At 36.5% G+C, this 15,047-nt stretch carries 13 protein-coding genes; 7 read left to right on the plus strand and 6 right to left on the minus strand.

Translation table 11 applies throughout. The features are described 5' to 3' along the window. Nucleotides 1-21: 21 nt before the first annotated feature. From DK857_RS02135 to DK857_RS02160, 6 genes are all read left to right on the plus strand, one after another. Nucleotides 22-588: a YceI family protein gene (locus DK857_RS02135; protein WP_109401408.1), complete on the plus strand. Its 567-nt coding sequence runs from the start codon at nt 22-24 to the stop codon at nt 586-588. A gap of 547 nt (nt 589-1,135) precedes the next feature. Then, a complete protein-coding gene (locus DK857_RS02140) occupies nt 1,136-2,803 on the plus strand; it encodes an acyl-CoA synthetase FdrA (RefSeq protein WP_109401409.1) in 1,668 nt (555 codons plus the stop codon). Between the two features lie 12 nt (nt 2,804-2,815). After that, complete coding sequence (locus DK857_RS02145) at nt 2,816-4,081, plus strand: YlbE family protein (RefSeq protein ID WP_109395413.1); 1,266 nt, start codon at nt 2,816-2,818, stop codon at nt 4,079-4,081. A gap of 42 nt (nt 4,082-4,123) precedes the next feature. Beyond that, nucleotides 4,124-4,951 (plus strand): DUF2877 domain-containing protein, encoded by an 828-nt coding sequence (locus DK857_RS02150; protein ID WP_109401410.1) that lies wholly within the window; start codon nt 4,124-4,126, stop codon nt 4,949-4,951. Nucleotides 4,952-4,998: 47 nt separating this feature from the next. Then, entirely contained in the window at nt 4,999-5,904 is a 906-nt protein-coding gene (locus tag DK857_RS02155; RefSeq protein ID WP_109401411.1) for a carbamate kinase, read from the plus strand. A gap of 25 nt (nt 5,905-5,929) precedes the next feature. Beyond that, the gene (locus DK857_RS02160; protein WP_109395411.1) at nt 5,930-7,174 is read left to right on the plus strand and encodes an MFS transporter; all 1,245 of its coding nucleotides are present in this window, start codon (nt 5,930-5,932) and stop codon (nt 7,172-7,174) included. Nucleotides 7,175-7,232: 58 nt separating this feature from the next. Here DK857_RS02160 and allS read toward each other — a convergent pair whose 3' ends face one another. From allS to DK857_RS02190, 6 genes are all read right to left on the minus strand, one after another. Next, complete coding sequence (allS, locus tag DK857_RS02165) at nt 7,233-8,147, minus strand: HTH-type transcriptional activator AllS (protein WP_036934748.1); 915 nt, start codon at nt 8,145-8,147, stop codon at nt 7,233-7,235. Nucleotides 8,148-8,543: 396 nt separating this feature from the next. Further along, a complete protein-coding gene (locus DK857_RS02170; RefSeq protein ID WP_109395410.1) occupies nt 8,544-9,365 on the minus strand; it encodes a CPBP family intramembrane glutamic endopeptidase in 822 nt (273 codons plus the stop codon). A gap of 319 nt (nt 9,366-9,684) precedes the next feature. Next, the gene (locus DK857_RS02175; RefSeq protein WP_023582641.1) at nt 9,685-10,620 is read right to left on the minus strand and encodes a phosphatidate cytidylyltransferase; all 936 of its coding nucleotides are present in this window, start codon (nt 10,618-10,620) and stop codon (nt 9,685-9,687) included. Then, a complete protein-coding gene (locus DK857_RS02180) occupies nt 10,607-11,329 on the minus strand; it encodes a lysophospholipid acyltransferase family protein (protein WP_109395409.1) in 723 nt (240 codons plus the stop codon). The genes DK857_RS02175 and DK857_RS02180 overlap by 14 nt, the downstream gene beginning before the upstream one ends. A 3-nt stretch (nt 11,330-11,332) precedes the next feature. Then, entirely contained in the window at nt 11,333-11,995 is a 663-nt protein-coding gene (locus DK857_RS02185; protein WP_109395408.1) for a CDP-alcohol phosphatidyltransferase family protein, read from the minus strand. Between the two features lie 944 nt (nt 11,996-12,939). Next, the gene (locus DK857_RS02190) at nt 12,940-13,575 is read right to left on the minus strand and encodes a response regulator transcription factor (RefSeq protein ID WP_109395407.1); all 636 of its coding nucleotides are present in this window, start codon (nt 13,573-13,575) and stop codon (nt 12,940-12,942) included. A 468-nt stretch (nt 13,576-14,043) separates the two neighbouring features. Between DK857_RS02190 and DK857_RS02195 the strand changes: the two genes are divergently transcribed. Next, the gene (locus DK857_RS02195; protein WP_109395406.1) at nt 14,044-15,039 is read left to right on the plus strand and encodes a LacI family DNA-binding transcriptional regulator; all 996 of its coding nucleotides are present in this window, start codon (nt 14,044-14,046) and stop codon (nt 15,037-15,039) included. The last annotated feature ends 8 nt before the right edge of the window (nt 15,040-15,047 follow it).

Here is a 15,047-nt window from a genome sequence, read left to right on the forward strand (position 1 = left end):
AAAATATATTAGGAAACTATAATGAAATTTATTTTATCTGCCATAATATCATCATTATTACTTGTGCCTACAGTACAAGCAAATGAATATAAACTTGAGCCAACACACACTAAAGCCATGTTTTATATTGATCACTTTGGAACTTCAACCAATAGTGGTGGTTTTTATGAAATTGAAGGGAATTTAACGTATTCACCAGAAAATAATAGAGGAAAAATAAACGTTTCTATTCCAGTTAAAACATTAAATACGGGATTAACGGCATTTGATAATCACGTAAAAAGTGCCGATATCTTAGATGCAGATAAATATCCAACAATTCAATTTTCTTCAACACAATGGCATTTCTCTAATAATAAGCCCACATTTATTGAAGGGTTATTAACCATGAAAGGAAAAACACTGCCAATTCAATTAACGGCAACTAAATTTAATTGTTATGAAAGCCCTGTATTTAATGCACCTGTATGTGGGGGCGATTTTGAAACGACCATTAAACGTTCAGCTTGGGGTGTAGACTTTTTAGTTAAAGAAGGGATGGCTGATAATATGACATTAAAAATTCAAGTAGAAGCTATTAAGCAGTAACTTAAGTCATATATTAAATATTCTTTCTATTTTAAAAGCCTTATTAAATACAAGGCTTTTTTTGCTATTTTATAAAATTAAATGCAATTAAAAATAAAGGATAATTTAAAAATCTAAGAAAGAAAAATAGCTTTTTTTATTTGTTGATAATAATAATTTATTACTGTATGTTATGAAATTGTAACTTACAAATCAGTTGTCTTTGTTTTATTTGAAATTTATAGCTTGGTAATTGTTTCTTGTTAGTTAAATCTCTTTCTGAAGTTTGTGGTTTTATTCCAAAATTAATAAACTTTTCTCATCATAATTTATTTAATAAATACCGTTCGATTAAATAAAAATTTTTTACAATAAATAAGTGTGACTTCTATCACTCTACATTTTGATATTTCTTCAGTATGTTTATACGCAGAGATTAGAAATTAATAAATCAGACATTTATTTATATTGCTTAATAACTTAAGCAAATAGGCTTCTTATTATCAAAAAAACGAAATGCAAATAAATATGTGCTGTTACATATATTAAATGCGTTAAGGATATCATAATGATCCATGCTTTTATTAAAAAAGGGAGCTTTCAGGATTCAGTAAGCCTGATGATTATTTCCCGAAAATTAAGTGAAGCCCCAGAGGTGGAAGAAATTTCCGTCATGATGGGAACACCAGCGAATAAATCTCTTCTTGATGTCACCGGTTTCTGGCATGACATGTTTAACGAAGCAACACCGAATGACATTTGTGTTTCGATTAAAGCGGAATCAGATGATCCTGCGATTATCGATATGATTTCTACTGCGTTAGAAGAAGCATTAGCAGAAATTGCAAGCGGTCAAAAAGGCGGTAACAAATTAACGACAGTACGTAGCTGGCGCACCGCTAAACAAAAAAGCACTGGTGCCAATATGTTGCTTATCTCTATTGCCGGTGAATATGCTGCTGAGCTAGCGGATACGGGTTTAGAAGATGGCTGTAACGTTATGCTGTTCTCTGACAACGTATCTATTGCAGATGAAAAAGCATTAAAAGAAAAAGCAGCAGCCAAAGGTCTGATTGTTATGGGGCCTGACTGTGGTACGGCAAATATTGCAGGTGCTCCTCTTGCTTTTGCTAACATTGCACCGAAAGGCTCAATTGGTATCGTTGGCGCATCAGGTACAGGTATTCAAGAAATTACCTCTCAAATCGTTTTACAACGCCAAGGTATTTCTCACTCAATTGGTTTAGGTGGTCGTGATTTAACAGAGCAAATTGGCGGTATCAGTGCAATCACTGCTATCAATATGCTGGCGGCTGATCCTAATACTCGTGTTATTGCCTTTGTTTCTAAGCCACCAGCACCAGCTGTTCGTCAAAAAATCATTGCAGAAATGAAACGTCATAATAAACCGATTGTGGCTCAATTCTTAGGAACAACACCTGAGAAATTCCAAGACGACAATATCTATTTCACTCGTACTTTAGATGAAACTGCACGTATTGCGGCTGAATTAGCGCGTGTTGAAGATATCGCAGCAGAGTTACCAAAAGTAGCTGGTAAGAAAATCATTGGTCTTTATGCCGGTGGTACGTTAGCTGCTGAGTGCGCCATGCTGTTATCTGAAAAACTTAATGTTGAAGTCGATAACGAGCATAAACAAGGCACGATGTTAGATGTAGATGGCCACAAAATTATCGATATGGGTGATGACTTCTATACACAGGGTAAACCACACCCAATGATTGACCCATCTACACGTAACAAATTTATCAGTGAGCTAAGCAATAAAACAGAAGCCGGCGTGTTACTGGTTGATTTTGTTATTGGTTATGGAGCAACTCAAGATCCAGCTGGCGCGTTAATTCAGGAAATCAAGAAACTGAATGAGAAACGTGGCGAAGCTAATCCACTAATCACTATCGCAACTATCACTGGTACTGAAGATGATCCACAAAACCGCAGCGAACAGCAAAAACAGCTGAAAGAAGCGGGCATTATTGTGATGGATACGTTGCCAGAAGCCGTTTTATTAGCAAAAGAATTAATCCAGCCACATCCAGCAGAAGCACATGCTGAAGTGTCGCCACTGCTTAATGGGATCTCTGTGATCAACGCAGGATTACGTAGCTTTGCAGACGATCTGCAATCAAGTGGCACTCCTGTTGTTCATTATCAGTGGGCACCTGTCGCAGGTGGCAATAAAAAATTGGCTGAAATATTAAAGAAATTGAAATAAGGAATTGCAGATATGTACTCAACTATCGAACAAGCGAATGAAGCAGTTATCGAACGTATCCGTGAAGCCCGTCCTCACTGGTGTGATGTTAGCTTAGCAAAAGAAGTTGTTCCTACTTTAGAGTCAGGTAAAAAATTACTTCACGCAGGTCCACCAGTAACTTGGGGAGAAATGAGCGGCCCTGTTCGTGGTGCATGTATCGGTGCTTCTTTATTTGAAGGCTGGGCAGAAACTGAAGAGCAAGCATTAGCCATGTTAGAAGCAGGCGAAATCGAGTTTATTCCTTGTCATAACGTAAATGCAGTAGGCCCAATGGGTGGTATTACTTCTGCTCATATGCCAATGCTGGTTATCAAAAACCACATTCATGGTAACTATGCTTACTGCAATATGAACGAAGGTATCGGTAAAGTGATGCGCTTTGGTGCTTACGGCCCAGATGTGCAAGAACGTCTACATTGGATGCAAAAGAGTTTAGCGCCAGTATTAAAAGCAGCGATTGCAACGTTTGAAAACGGTATCGATCTAACTGCAATTATGGGGCAGGCAATTACGATGGGTGATGAATTCCACCAACGTAACATCGCTGCATCTGCACTGTTACTGCGTCAGCTGGCACCTGTATTAAGTACATTAGATTTTGAAGATGCTGAAATCACAAAAGTGACTAAATTCCTGAGCATTACAGATCAGTTCTTCCTGAACTTAGCAATGGCTTACTGTAAAGCGGCGATGGATGCAGGTGCTCAAATCAAGCAAGGTACTATCGTCACTGTGATGACTCGTAATGGTAGCAACTTTGGTATCAAAATCAGCGGAATGGGTGACCAATGGTTTACCGCTCCAGTCAATACACCGCAAGGTTTATTCTTCTCTGGCTTTAGCCAAGCAGATGCAAATCCAGATATTGGTGACAGTGCAATCACTGAAACTTTCGGTATTGGTGGCGCAGCAATGGTTGCGGCTCCTGGTGTAACACGCTTTGTTGGTGCATCCGGTGGTATGGATGCAGCACGTGAAGTGACTGAAGAAATGGCTGAGATCTATCTTGCTCGTAACATGATGTTGCAAATTCCAACTTGGGATTTCCAAGGTGCATGTTTAGGCTTAGATGCGCGTCGTGTTGTTGAAACAGGGATCACTCCACTGATTAACACTGGTATTGCACATAAAGAGCCGGGTGTTGGTCAGATTGGTGCGGGTACTGTACGTGCACCTTTAGGTTGCTTTGAAAAAGCGATTGTTGCACTTGCTGAAGAGCTAGGTATCGACGCTTAATCTCGTTTTCTAACGACAAAGCACAGCAATAAAGGGGGCATTATGCAAATTCAAGCACTTCAAACCAGCCAGCATATCACTGACTTTGAAGGTGAGATTAAATGTGTGGGCATTTATGATCATGCTTTGAATTTCATTTGCCCTCAGCAACGCTTAATGACTTTTCATCGTGAAGGAAGAGGATTAAGCCCGATGGGGTGGTTGCTGAAGCAAGATGATTTTGATTATTTTGCAAAACAGTGCTATCCCTCGATTGTGATGGATCTTAAAAATCATCAAGCAACACTAACAAATAAACTCACATTGATCGCAGGTCAAAGTGAGAATTTGCGCTTGCAAGATAAAGCGGATTTAGATTTACGTTGGTTAGAAAGTTTTTTTTCTCTGTTATCACCCTCGATTGCAACGGGGTTATATGGATCATTGAAAAATTACCGTCAAATCGCGCAACTAAGTGAAATTAAGTTATTAACTAAGCTGTTTCATAACCAACTATTAGGCAATGCAGTTAACTGGGCTATTTTTACAGGGAAAGGCCCCGGGTTAACGCCAAGTTCAGATGATATGCTGGTGGGAATGTTATTTGCGCATTATTTAGCAGAGCCTGAAAAGAAACTTAATAATTTTTTTAATAACACACCACCTTTATCTGAATTGACCACTATTGTCAGTAAGCATTATTTGGAATATGCCACACAGGGAATATTTTCTACCTATCTCATTCAACTAGGTAAAAAAATAAAGAATAAAGAGATTATTTTTAAGGATATGTTGGAAATACTCTCTATTGGTCATCATTCTGGAGCAGATACATTACTGGGATTATGGATTGGTTACCAAGCTAAAAAACAACAACAGCATATTGATTAAATTTTTTTAATAAAAGAATTTATATAAACATTCGGATACGGATAATTATGAAAACAATTGTTATTGCTTTAGGCGGAAATGCATTATTGCAACGCGGAGAAGTTTTGTCTGCTGAAAATCAATATAAAAATATTGAATTGATGTCAGAGACAATTAATAAATTAGCCAAAGAGTATCGTGTTGTATTAGTACACGGTAATGGGCCTCAAGTTGGATTGCTTGCACTGCAAAACCTTGCATATCAAGATGTTCCTGCATACCCGTTAGATATCTTGGTGGCAGAAAGCCAAGGTATGATTGGTTATATGATGATGCAGAAAATTAATCAAAATCATCCTGAACAAGCTATTACAACGGTAATGACTCGAGTTTCAGTTGATATTAATGATGAAGCATTTAACGATCCAAGTAAATTTATTGGCCCTATTTATGATGAAGCTGATAAAGAAAAATTAATTGCGAAGTATCAATGGACATTTAAACAAGACGGTAAACATTATCGCCGTGTTGTTCCATCTCCAACACCGAAAAAGATTATTGATATCGAGGCAGTAAGACTTTTATTAGATAAAGGTCATATTGTTATTTGTGGTGGTGGTGGTGGTATTCCAGTCAACAATTCAAATAATGAGTTTATTGGTAGTGAAGCGGTTATTGATAAAGATTTAACTGCGGCTTTAATTTCTCGTGAATTAAATGCTGAGCACTTTGTTATTTTAACAGAGGCAGATGCTATTTATAAAAATTGGGGTACACCAGAACAAGCTGCAATTCGTGAAGCAACACCAGAAGAACTTGCACCAATGGCTGTCGCTGATGGCGCAATGGGACCAAAAATTATGGCAGTGAGTGATTTTGTTAATGAAACAGGGCAACAAGCTCATATTGGTGCATTACAAAATATTCAACAAGTTATTGAAGGTCAGTCTGGCACTTTAATTTATAAGTCTTAATAAAAATGCTTTCAGGAGCGTCATTATGAACGATGCACAAGTGAATGAGAAAGGCAAAGTCCCTTATTGGGTCAAACTGACCATTATCTTCTTCTTTGGTTGGATTGCACTGTATGGTAGCCGCGCTATTGTCGGCCCTTTAATGGTCAATATTGGTGCTGAGTTTGATCTTACTAAAGCTCAACTCGGTTCTATCATGAGTATTTTCTTTATCGGATATACTGCACTTAATATTCCATCAGGAATGATAGGTGACTATTTAGGTAAGAAAAAAGTATTAGTAACAGGGGTTGTTCTCTTTGGTGGATTTACCATTATTGCGGGGATGATGCCAACTTACGTGACCTTTATGTTTGCATGGGTCATGGTGGGGATATTCCAAGGCTTCTATTATGGCCCTCAGTATGGCTTATCTTCAGAAGCAATACCGAAGCATCGTATTACATTAGGTAGTGCGATTATCAATAGTGGTATGGCATTTGGTCTGTCTATTGGTTACTACATTTCAAGTATTTCTGTCGGTGAGATGGGAATGAGCTGGCGTGCTCCGTTCTATATCATTGGTGTGCCAATTATTATTATTGGTTTGGTGATGTTATGGATCATCAAAGATAAGCCAAAAGCACAACCTGCGGCAGAAAGTGGCGCTCCAAAACAGAAAGTTAAACTGACATTTAAAGATCTATTTGGCAATCGCAATATCAACCTTGCATATGTCACTATCTTCTGTTCAATCTATGGCTTCTTTGTATTAGTCACTTGGTTACCGTACTACTTAGAAACTGAGCGTGGAATTACAGGAACTCAAATTTCAACTATCGCATCATTAATGCCATGGTTTGCTATTCCTGGTTCACTTATTTTTAGCTGGGTTTCAGATAAAATTGGTCGTCGTAAACCTGTATTACTGATCATGTTACCGCTGTCATTAGTCGCTATTCTTGCTGTACCAATGTCAGAATCAATGCCTGTGTTAATTGGTGCTCTGATCCTTTACGGTATTGTAGGTAAAATCAGTACAAACCCAGTCCTTGTTGCTGTAGTTGCTGATAACTCACCGCGACATGCACTAGGTACATCGTTTGGTGTTTATAACTGTATCGGTATGTTAGGTTCTGTTTTTGCTCCAACATTAACGGGTTTCTTATCAGACAAAACAGGTAGCATGGACTCAGGTTTCTACTTTGCAGCTATTCTGATTTGTATCGGTATTGTGGCAAGCCTCTTTATTAAAGAAAGCAACAACAATAATGAAGAAGCAAAAGCGTAGCACACTATTCAGATAGTCACTGAATAAACAGTTAAAGGGCAAACTTCGGTTTGCCTTTTTAATTTAAAGGATCGTAAAACGATTGCACACTAGGATGATTTTGCTTAAACAACTCCACTAAATAGCTCACTACAGCACCTTTTTTATCTTCACACCATGCTAATGAAAGAGGGGAGTTATGACGACGGTTTTTCACTTCTTTCGCAATTAACTGTCCGCTATCTATAAGTGGTTTGCATAAACTTAATGGCAAAAATCCTATTCCTACGCCTTTTAAGTGACAGGCTAATTTGGTATGTAAATCAGGCACACGGATCTCATGCTGACCCGATAAACGCCATGCTGTACGTTTAGAAAGATGGCGAGAGGTATCTTCGACGTTTACAGCAGAATACATACGCATTTGGTCATCACTTAATACACCACTGATATTGGCTAAAGGATGATTAGGCGCGACAACAAATTGCCATTGAATTTCGCCCATTGCACAAATGTTAATATTATTCTTAAGAGATTCATTGCCAGTAACGCCGATAGCAAAATGATAATCTTCGTTAATAAGCGCATCCCAAACACCCATATAGACTTGGCGAGTGATATGAAACTGGGTAGAAGGAAAGCGTTGATGAAGACAAGCCAACATACTGGCAACTGCGGTGCGATCATAAAGCAGATTATTGATGACAATGTTGACCTGATGTTCGACACCCGCGTTCATCTGCTGAAGTTCCACAGGCATTGACTCTAACCATACAATCCATTGACGACATTTTTCTAATAGATATTCGCCCGCAGGTGTCAGTGTAACGGTTCTTGTGGTGCGATTAAAAAGTTGGGTGCCGATATTTTCTTCTAATGTTTTGATACGGTAACTAATTGCTGCTGATGTTTTATGAAGCACATCGGCTGCTTTGGTAAAACTTTGGCAATCGGCGACCTGTATAAAGGTTCGGATCATTTCTTGGTCTAACATATTTTTTGTCCTGGTAATAAGAGAGGCAAAATATCAGCAGATAACGCTGAACTAAAAAAAGCAAAAAAAGTAAAAAAGCAAACAGAGCAAAGCTTACCTATTTTTTCTGAGGTCTATACCGCAAAGTAAGACAACTTCTTATCGTGTTAATGGATGTTATTATTTTTGGCTTATTGTTGTTCGCCGTATGAAGTGTTGATTATTTATAGATAAGCGATAAAGCATACTAACAAAAATTTCATCAGATGATGGGCGCAAATAAGAATATCTGTATTCTATTTGTGTGATTGCTTTCACGTTTCACTCATCCTTTTACTGATGAAGTTAAGATATCAGTAAAAGGCAGTGAAGATCAGAATAAAAATTAAACCAGTATTAAATGGTGATAAATAGAGATCACGCGATTTTAAATGGGTAAGTAAAGAAGAGAAGGTGAGTCAGGTTAAGTGCAAAGTGAAATAGCGTTGAAACCCAAAGTCGACCACTCCACATCCACGCTAATCCATAAATAATACCTGCCAGTGAAGCAAATATGATCAACAGTAATCCGCCTGCAGAATGTGCTAAACCAAAGATAATGGCTGCTATTAATAGCGCGACATAAGGGGGAAGGTAACGTGATAATGTTTGCTGAATAACACCTCTAAATAATGCTTCTTCAGCAAGTGATACAAAAAAGAGATTCGCGAGAATAAATGCAGGTAGCCACGATGGTAAGTGCAATTCAATTGCCAATCCTCCTAGCTTTACAGCGATCAATAATAATGCAGGAATGGCAATAATTAGCATTGCCCAATGTAATTTATTTGCTTTTTTTAATGGCGCGCAGACAAAAAGTGTAGGAATAAAAATCAGAAAAATAAAAGGTAATAATGCTTTATCGGCATTGAAATAAAAAGAAAAAGGGGCGCTTTTCATACCTATAATGGCATGTGAAAGGTAACGTAAATTGTTAAAACCAGGAATAAGGTGAAAAGTTAATCCACTGGCAATAATGACAAGTGCGAGAATGATGATAGCTCTAAGTAGAGGCTGTTTTTTATAGCGAGAATAGGCGAATGCGAGTAAGAGAATACTAAAAATAACTGGCAAGGTTTGCCATGTAATAACACCCGTTATAAATGCGCTAAGTGCTGTAAATATCAATGTAATAAACGCAAGCTTACGATTGAAACCCAGAAATAACAAAGAAAAAGCAAGAAGTAGCCAAGTGATCATAATTGTAAAGGATCTAAAATAAAAAGGAGCGCTAGGGTAAAAGATAGCAGCCTTCTAAGCTATCATTATAAATAAAAATGGAGAGAAATCAGACCTCTTTATTCGTTATGTTTTTATTTAATTATTTGATTTATATGTAAAATGGTTCTTTTGTATTTTTAATCTAAAATTAAAACAAATGTTTAATTTATATAATGATAGTCAATTAGTGATATTAAATTAGCATGAGCGAAATAGGGCGTATAAAAATGCCGATGGTTTTAATATCGGCATTTGAGCCTACATCGGGCTAGTTTACATTTGATTAAACAAAGTAAAACTAAACATAAAAATAGCGAATAACATGGAAGAAAATAGGCGCTGCAAAGCAGAGAGAATCCATTCTATCCATCATGCCACCATGACCTTCGATCATCGTACCAAAATCTTTTACACCACTGTCTCTTTTGATTGCTGACATGCATAAACCACCAGCAAAACCGGCCAATGTAATTACTAAAGAGAGTAAAAATGCCGCCCACCATGAGAAAGGAGTTGCCCACCACAACATCATGCCAATCAGGCTGGCAGAGATAATTCCACCAAAAAAACCTTCCACTGTTTTATTTGGGCTTAATTTAGGTACGATAGGATGTTTGCCAAATAATTTACCAAATACATATTGAAGTACGTCAGAAACTTGCACCACTATCATTAAAAAGAGCAGTAAATTGATATTACGACCTTCAAAACCTTCTATTGGTAACATTAAAAGTGCTGGTGCATAACTTAGGCAATAAATTGCTATCATCACGCTCCACTGTACTTTTGCCATACGTTCTAAGAAGTGGCGAGTATCACCTGAAAGTGCCATACGTGTTGGTATTAATAAGAAGGCGTAAACTGGGATAAATACCGCCATTAAGTTATACCATTGCACGCCAACAAGAATGTATTGGATAGGTAAGATAACGAAGAAGCACCAGAAGAGCGCTTCATGATCGCCACGATGTGTGGGGGTTAAGGTGATCAGTTCGCGTAATGCAAGCCATGAGATAATGGTAAATAGGACGACAGATCCAATCGCCCCAATTCCTATGGCAACACCCGCGATAATACACATTACCCACCATGCGTTGATCCTTGAATTAAGATTCGTGATAGTGGAGGTTGGGCCTTTTATGGCTGCTAAAATAGCACCAATAATGCTGGCAATAATTAAAAAAGAGAAGAGCCCGATAAAGATCCATAGGACTTCATTATTAATACGTTCCATTGTGTAGCTCCTCTAACGCACTTTTCGCTCTTACCAGAAACTCTTGTTTACTTTCATTTTCATGAGTGGAGCCAATAGGGGCACCAAAAATCGCACTGCAAATAACAGGAACAACTAAGCGAGAACCTTTAGGAAGGACTCTATTTAAGTTTTCCAGATAAATAGGGACTAATTGCACATTTGGATTTTTACGAGAGAGATGCCAAAGACCCGCTTTAAAATCTTGAATAGATTCGCCGTTACCTCGAGTACCCTCAGGAAAAATAATTAAAGAATCACCTTGGTCTAAAATTTCTTGCATCAGAGCAAGTGCATTGACTTTATTGGGTGTCGATGATGCCGAGTCATTAGTGGGTTGTTCTACGATCTCTTCGCAAGAATTTTCTTCTTGTGGAAAATTCATTTTGGCAGCATGACGAGGGATAAGAATAGCTCTAAAGATACGACGAGATAAATAACGGCGTAAGCGGTTTTTATTCCAATAATCTTCAGCGGCAACCGGATGAACATAAGGGCGAATATTGGGTGAAAGACAAGACCAAATAACTAAGCCATCAAGATGACTAGAGTGGTTAGCGTAATAAATACAAGGCGTATCTTTCGCAATAGGAGAGGTTTGTTTCGCGCGAATACCTGTTAAGAATCGACAAATAGAGACTAAGACGGATGATACCACTTTTGCATCTAAAGCAAGTTTTCCATTTTTCATTAATCAGACACCTTGTGCTAAATCCCGTAAAATTCGACGGGTTCTGAAAATTGTGGTCAGCGTTGAACCTAAAATAATAATCCATAATGAAATAAAAAAGAGCCATATTCCCCAAAGACTAGGAATAAATGCAGCAATAACGGCAACAGAGGTTAATAATGCCATTCGGTGTTGTTTTGCCATTGGGCCTGTAAATTGTTGATCTAATCCACAAGCACCGCCTAAGACACGAACATAAGCGGTCATTACCGCAAAAAAAGCGCCCACCCAACTTAATGTAATGGCCATAGAAAAGTCAGAAGAAAGCCCATAACCGACACCCAAAATAATTAAAGTATCGGCAATTCTGTCAGGTAATTCATTATAGACAGCACCTACTGGGCTTTTCATGCCCCCTTCGACGGCAACCATACCATCTAATAAATTACAAATTAGGCGACCTTGGATCATGATAGCTCCAAGGATCAATAAAATTGAGCGTAATAATCCAGATGTGTAAAAGAGAGCACAAAAGAGTGATAAGCCTGCAAGTAATGCAAATACGACGCTAAACACAGAAATACCATTAGGGGTTGCCCCTTTTTGTTGTAAATAGCGACTGCACTTTGTGGCCCAGTTTGTTTGCCTTGCTTTTATAGGACGACGGTTTTTATCTTGAGCGTTCATTTTTCTTTGTAAAAGGCGAGTTAGGAGGGGATAGCATAAGGGCATTTGTGCAAAGTGAGAATAAGAATAAACGTATAAATTTATCTTATATTTTTTTTATAACGATTGATTCCTTTTTTTTATGCTCATATTAAGACTATAAATCAATCATTAATAATTATTTACTTTTCTAGGTGTTAATACTTATTCTTGGCTAGTGTATTTTACTTACATAAAAGGATCATTTTATGATGCTCTTTATTTGAGTGTTATTAAGTAGAGATGTTAAATGATGTATTACATTAATTAAACTATAAAGAGAATAAATTTCTTAAGTAAAAGGGAGTATAAAGGGAAATACTTATTATTATTTCTTATTTTACTGTTTAAATAATCGCAATTAAAACACTTCGATTAGAATATTCTTATAAAGAATTTTTTGTTTAAATCAAAAATCAAAACGCATAAACAGTCTATAAATGGGCATAAAAAAAAGAGACAAGAATTTCTTTTGTATTATTTTTTAATCGCTAATAATTTTCTTCGTGAAATAAGAATAAAGAAAATGAGAAATTAAAAATGAGAATATTCATCTTTATAATAAGTAAAAAATGATTTATATCAAATGAAGAGCTTCATCTTTTCTTATATTGCTATTGTTAATAAAAAATAATCATAATAATTATTAATAATAGCGATTATGAAAATAATATATACAAGTGTTTTTGATTGAGATTAAACGAACACTAATGAAAGGGTGGCATCAAAATAAGTTGCCTCCCTTTCTATCGTAGAATGGTGTTTAACGTATTAATTATTCCCATATTAGGTGTAATTCATCCAAAATAGAATATTTTTAGAAGTACAGCTTTCTCTCATTAATAAAATATAATGAAATTAAACAGGTCATATCGTTATATCGTTAGATAATACAACCCATTGATAAATAGAAATCACGTTTTAAATTAACTTGCTCTTAAGTCATATTTCTTAAAGAAATCATATTCTTGAACTAATTGTGGTAGTGATCTTATTTTCAATTTTGTATACATATTTGAACGATGTACTTCAACAGTACGAGGCGATAGAGAAAGTTTTTCTGCTGCTTCTTTGCTCGTATTTCCCTCAAGGATCATCTCCATAACTTCTTTTTCTCTATTAGATAACTTACTAAATTTATCTTTTAGAGATATATATGTTCGGAATTGCTCAACTTCACTTTCATAATGTAAGAAAGATTCCGAGACAATATTAAGAAGTTCATTTACATTTAGAGGGCGAGTTAAATATTCAAAAGCCCCTGATTTAAATGCGTTACGGCAACTCTCAATGGAACTATCCCCTGAAATAATAATAACAGGGATGATGTTTTTCAATTTGTTGAGTTCTTTAATCAGTGCGATTGATGGCGCTGCACTGCTTTTTGTATTAATTATGATGCACTCTTTATGAGCTCCTTTTGTTGATGAAAAATAGTATTTCAAGAAAGCCTGTTCATTTGAATAGGTTTTCACGTTAGCAGCTAAAGAAGAAAGAACTGCTTTAAGTTGAACTTTTGTACTGTCATCTTCAAAAGTGATTAAGTGGATTATTGATTCCATATGTTGCTCCTGGTTTTACTCTGCTCTTTCACTAAAAGTGAATGAGTAACGAAATTTGACTAATTTATAAGTTTTTTTGTGTAGGGTGACATTCACGCAACGGAGCCATATTCAGAATATATCAAATTAAAAATGATTAATACTTCTGTATTATATTATAGATAAAATATCAGAACTTTGTTTTGTTTCAATATTTGTATTTTATAGATAAGAATAATTTATTTCTATAATGAAGAAAGGAGATAACTATTATTAATTGTAACTAAGTTTTTTCTCGTAAGTGATTTTAACTATATTAAACTCATTTAATAAGTAAAAAAATAATATATTTAGGTGTCTTTTTATGAGGAAATTAATAGTCGTATTTAGTTACAATACAATTCCCTTTGTGGCTTTTTGACTTTACTTCTTGTAAAATAGCACTTTATTTCTATTGATCCTTTTTAATAAACCAATCGAGCCAATGCTATGGCGTCACTGAAAGATGTAGCTCGACTTGCATCCGTTTCTTTGATGACAGTCTCAAGAGCGATTAATAACCCTGAGTTATTAAAACCAGAAACACTGAAACAAGTCCAAAATGCGATTGATCAACTTAACTATGTTCCAGATTATTCTGCACGAAAAATTCGTGGGCAAGGAACAAAAGTATCATCAATTGGTGTTCTGGCAATTGATACCGCTACGACACCATTTTCTGTGGAAATGATTTTATCGATAGAACAAACTGCAAGAGAATTTGGCTGGAGTTCATTTGTTGTCAATTTGACTGCACAAGATTGTTATGAAAATGCCATTTGGCAACTTTTGGCTCAACGTCCAGATGGTATTATTTATACCACGATGGGGTTGCGTGAAATCACTGTGCATGAAAAGTTGCTTGATAAGAATTTAGTGTTAGCAAACTGCTTGGATAAAACGTGCGCTTTTCCAACTTATATTCCTGATGATTATCATGGGCAGTATTTTGCGATGAAAAAAGTCATCGAAAAAGGGTATCGCCGCCCTTTATGCTTCTATATACCTGAAGAGTCTGTAGCAGGCCCTATTCGTCGTAAAGCTGTTGAAGATGCTTGGCAAGAGGCTGGGCTACCATTGGCGGATCTACAACAATATACGATGATGTTAGGAGATGAACATTATCGTGATGTGATTGAAATATTGAAAAAGCATTGTATTCAGCAAAAAGCAGATTTTGATATTCTCATTTGTGGTAATGACCGTATTGCATTTCTAGCGTATCAAGTTTTACTTTCTATGGGGTTACGCATTCCAGAGCAAGTGGCTGTTTTGGGATACGACAATATGATTGGTACAGGAGAGTTGTTTTATCCACCATTAACAACGGTACAATTGCCTCATTATGAATTAGGTAAAGAAGCAACGTTGCATATCATTCAAGAACGGAAACATAGAGATACGATACACGTACCTTGCCAATTAGTTGAACGTGAGTCTATTTAAAGACTCAC

It is taken from the genome of Proteus terrae (assembly GCF_003144325.1).
GTDB classification, from domain to species: Bacteria; Pseudomonadota; Gammaproteobacteria; order Enterobacterales; family Enterobacteriaceae; genus Proteus; species Proteus terrae.

Coding starts and splice junctions, on each gene's coding strand:
- DK857_RS02135 (WP_109401408.1), top strand. CDS start 22: ATGAAATTTATTTTATCTGCCATAATATCATCATTATTACTTGTGCCT.
- DK857_RS02140 (WP_109401409.1), top strand. CDS start 1,136: ATGATCCATGCTTTTATTAAAAAAGGGAGCTTTCAGGATTCAGTAAGC.
- DK857_RS02145 (WP_109395413.1), top strand. CDS start 2,816: ATGTACTCAACTATCGAACAAGCGAATGAAGCAGTTATCGAACGTATC.
- DK857_RS02150 (WP_109401410.1), top strand. CDS start 4,124: ATGCAAATTCAAGCACTTCAAACCAGCCAGCATATCACTGACTTTGAA.
- DK857_RS02155 (WP_109401411.1), top strand. CDS start 4,999: ATGAAAACAATTGTTATTGCTTTAGGCGGAAATGCATTATTGCAACGC.
- DK857_RS02160 (WP_109395411.1), top strand. CDS start 5,930: ATGAACGATGCACAAGTGAATGAGAAAGGCAAAGTCCCTTATTGGGTC.
- allS (WP_036934748.1), bottom strand. CDS start 8,147: ATGTTAGACCAAGAAATGATCCGAACCTTTATACAGGTCGCCGATTGC.
- DK857_RS02170 (WP_109395410.1), bottom strand. CDS start 9,365: ATGATCACTTGGCTACTTCTTGCTTTTTCTTTGTTATTTCTGGGTTTC.
- DK857_RS02175 (WP_023582641.1), bottom strand. CDS start 10,620: ATGGAACGTATTAATAATGAAGTCCTATGGATCTTTATCGGGCTCTTC.
- DK857_RS02180 (WP_109395409.1), bottom strand. CDS start 11,329: ATGAAAAATGGAAAACTTGCTTTAGATGCAAAAGTGGTATCATCCGTC.
- DK857_RS02185 (WP_109395408.1), bottom strand. CDS start 11,995: ATGAACGCTCAAGATAAAAACCGTCGTCCTATAAAAGCAAGGCAAACA.
- DK857_RS02190 (WP_109395407.1), bottom strand. CDS start 13,575: ATGGAATCAATAATCCACTTAATCACTTTTGAAGATGACAGTACAAAA.
- DK857_RS02195 (WP_109395406.1), top strand. CDS start 14,044: ATGGCGTCACTGAAAGATGTAGCTCGACTTGCATCCGTTTCTTTGATG.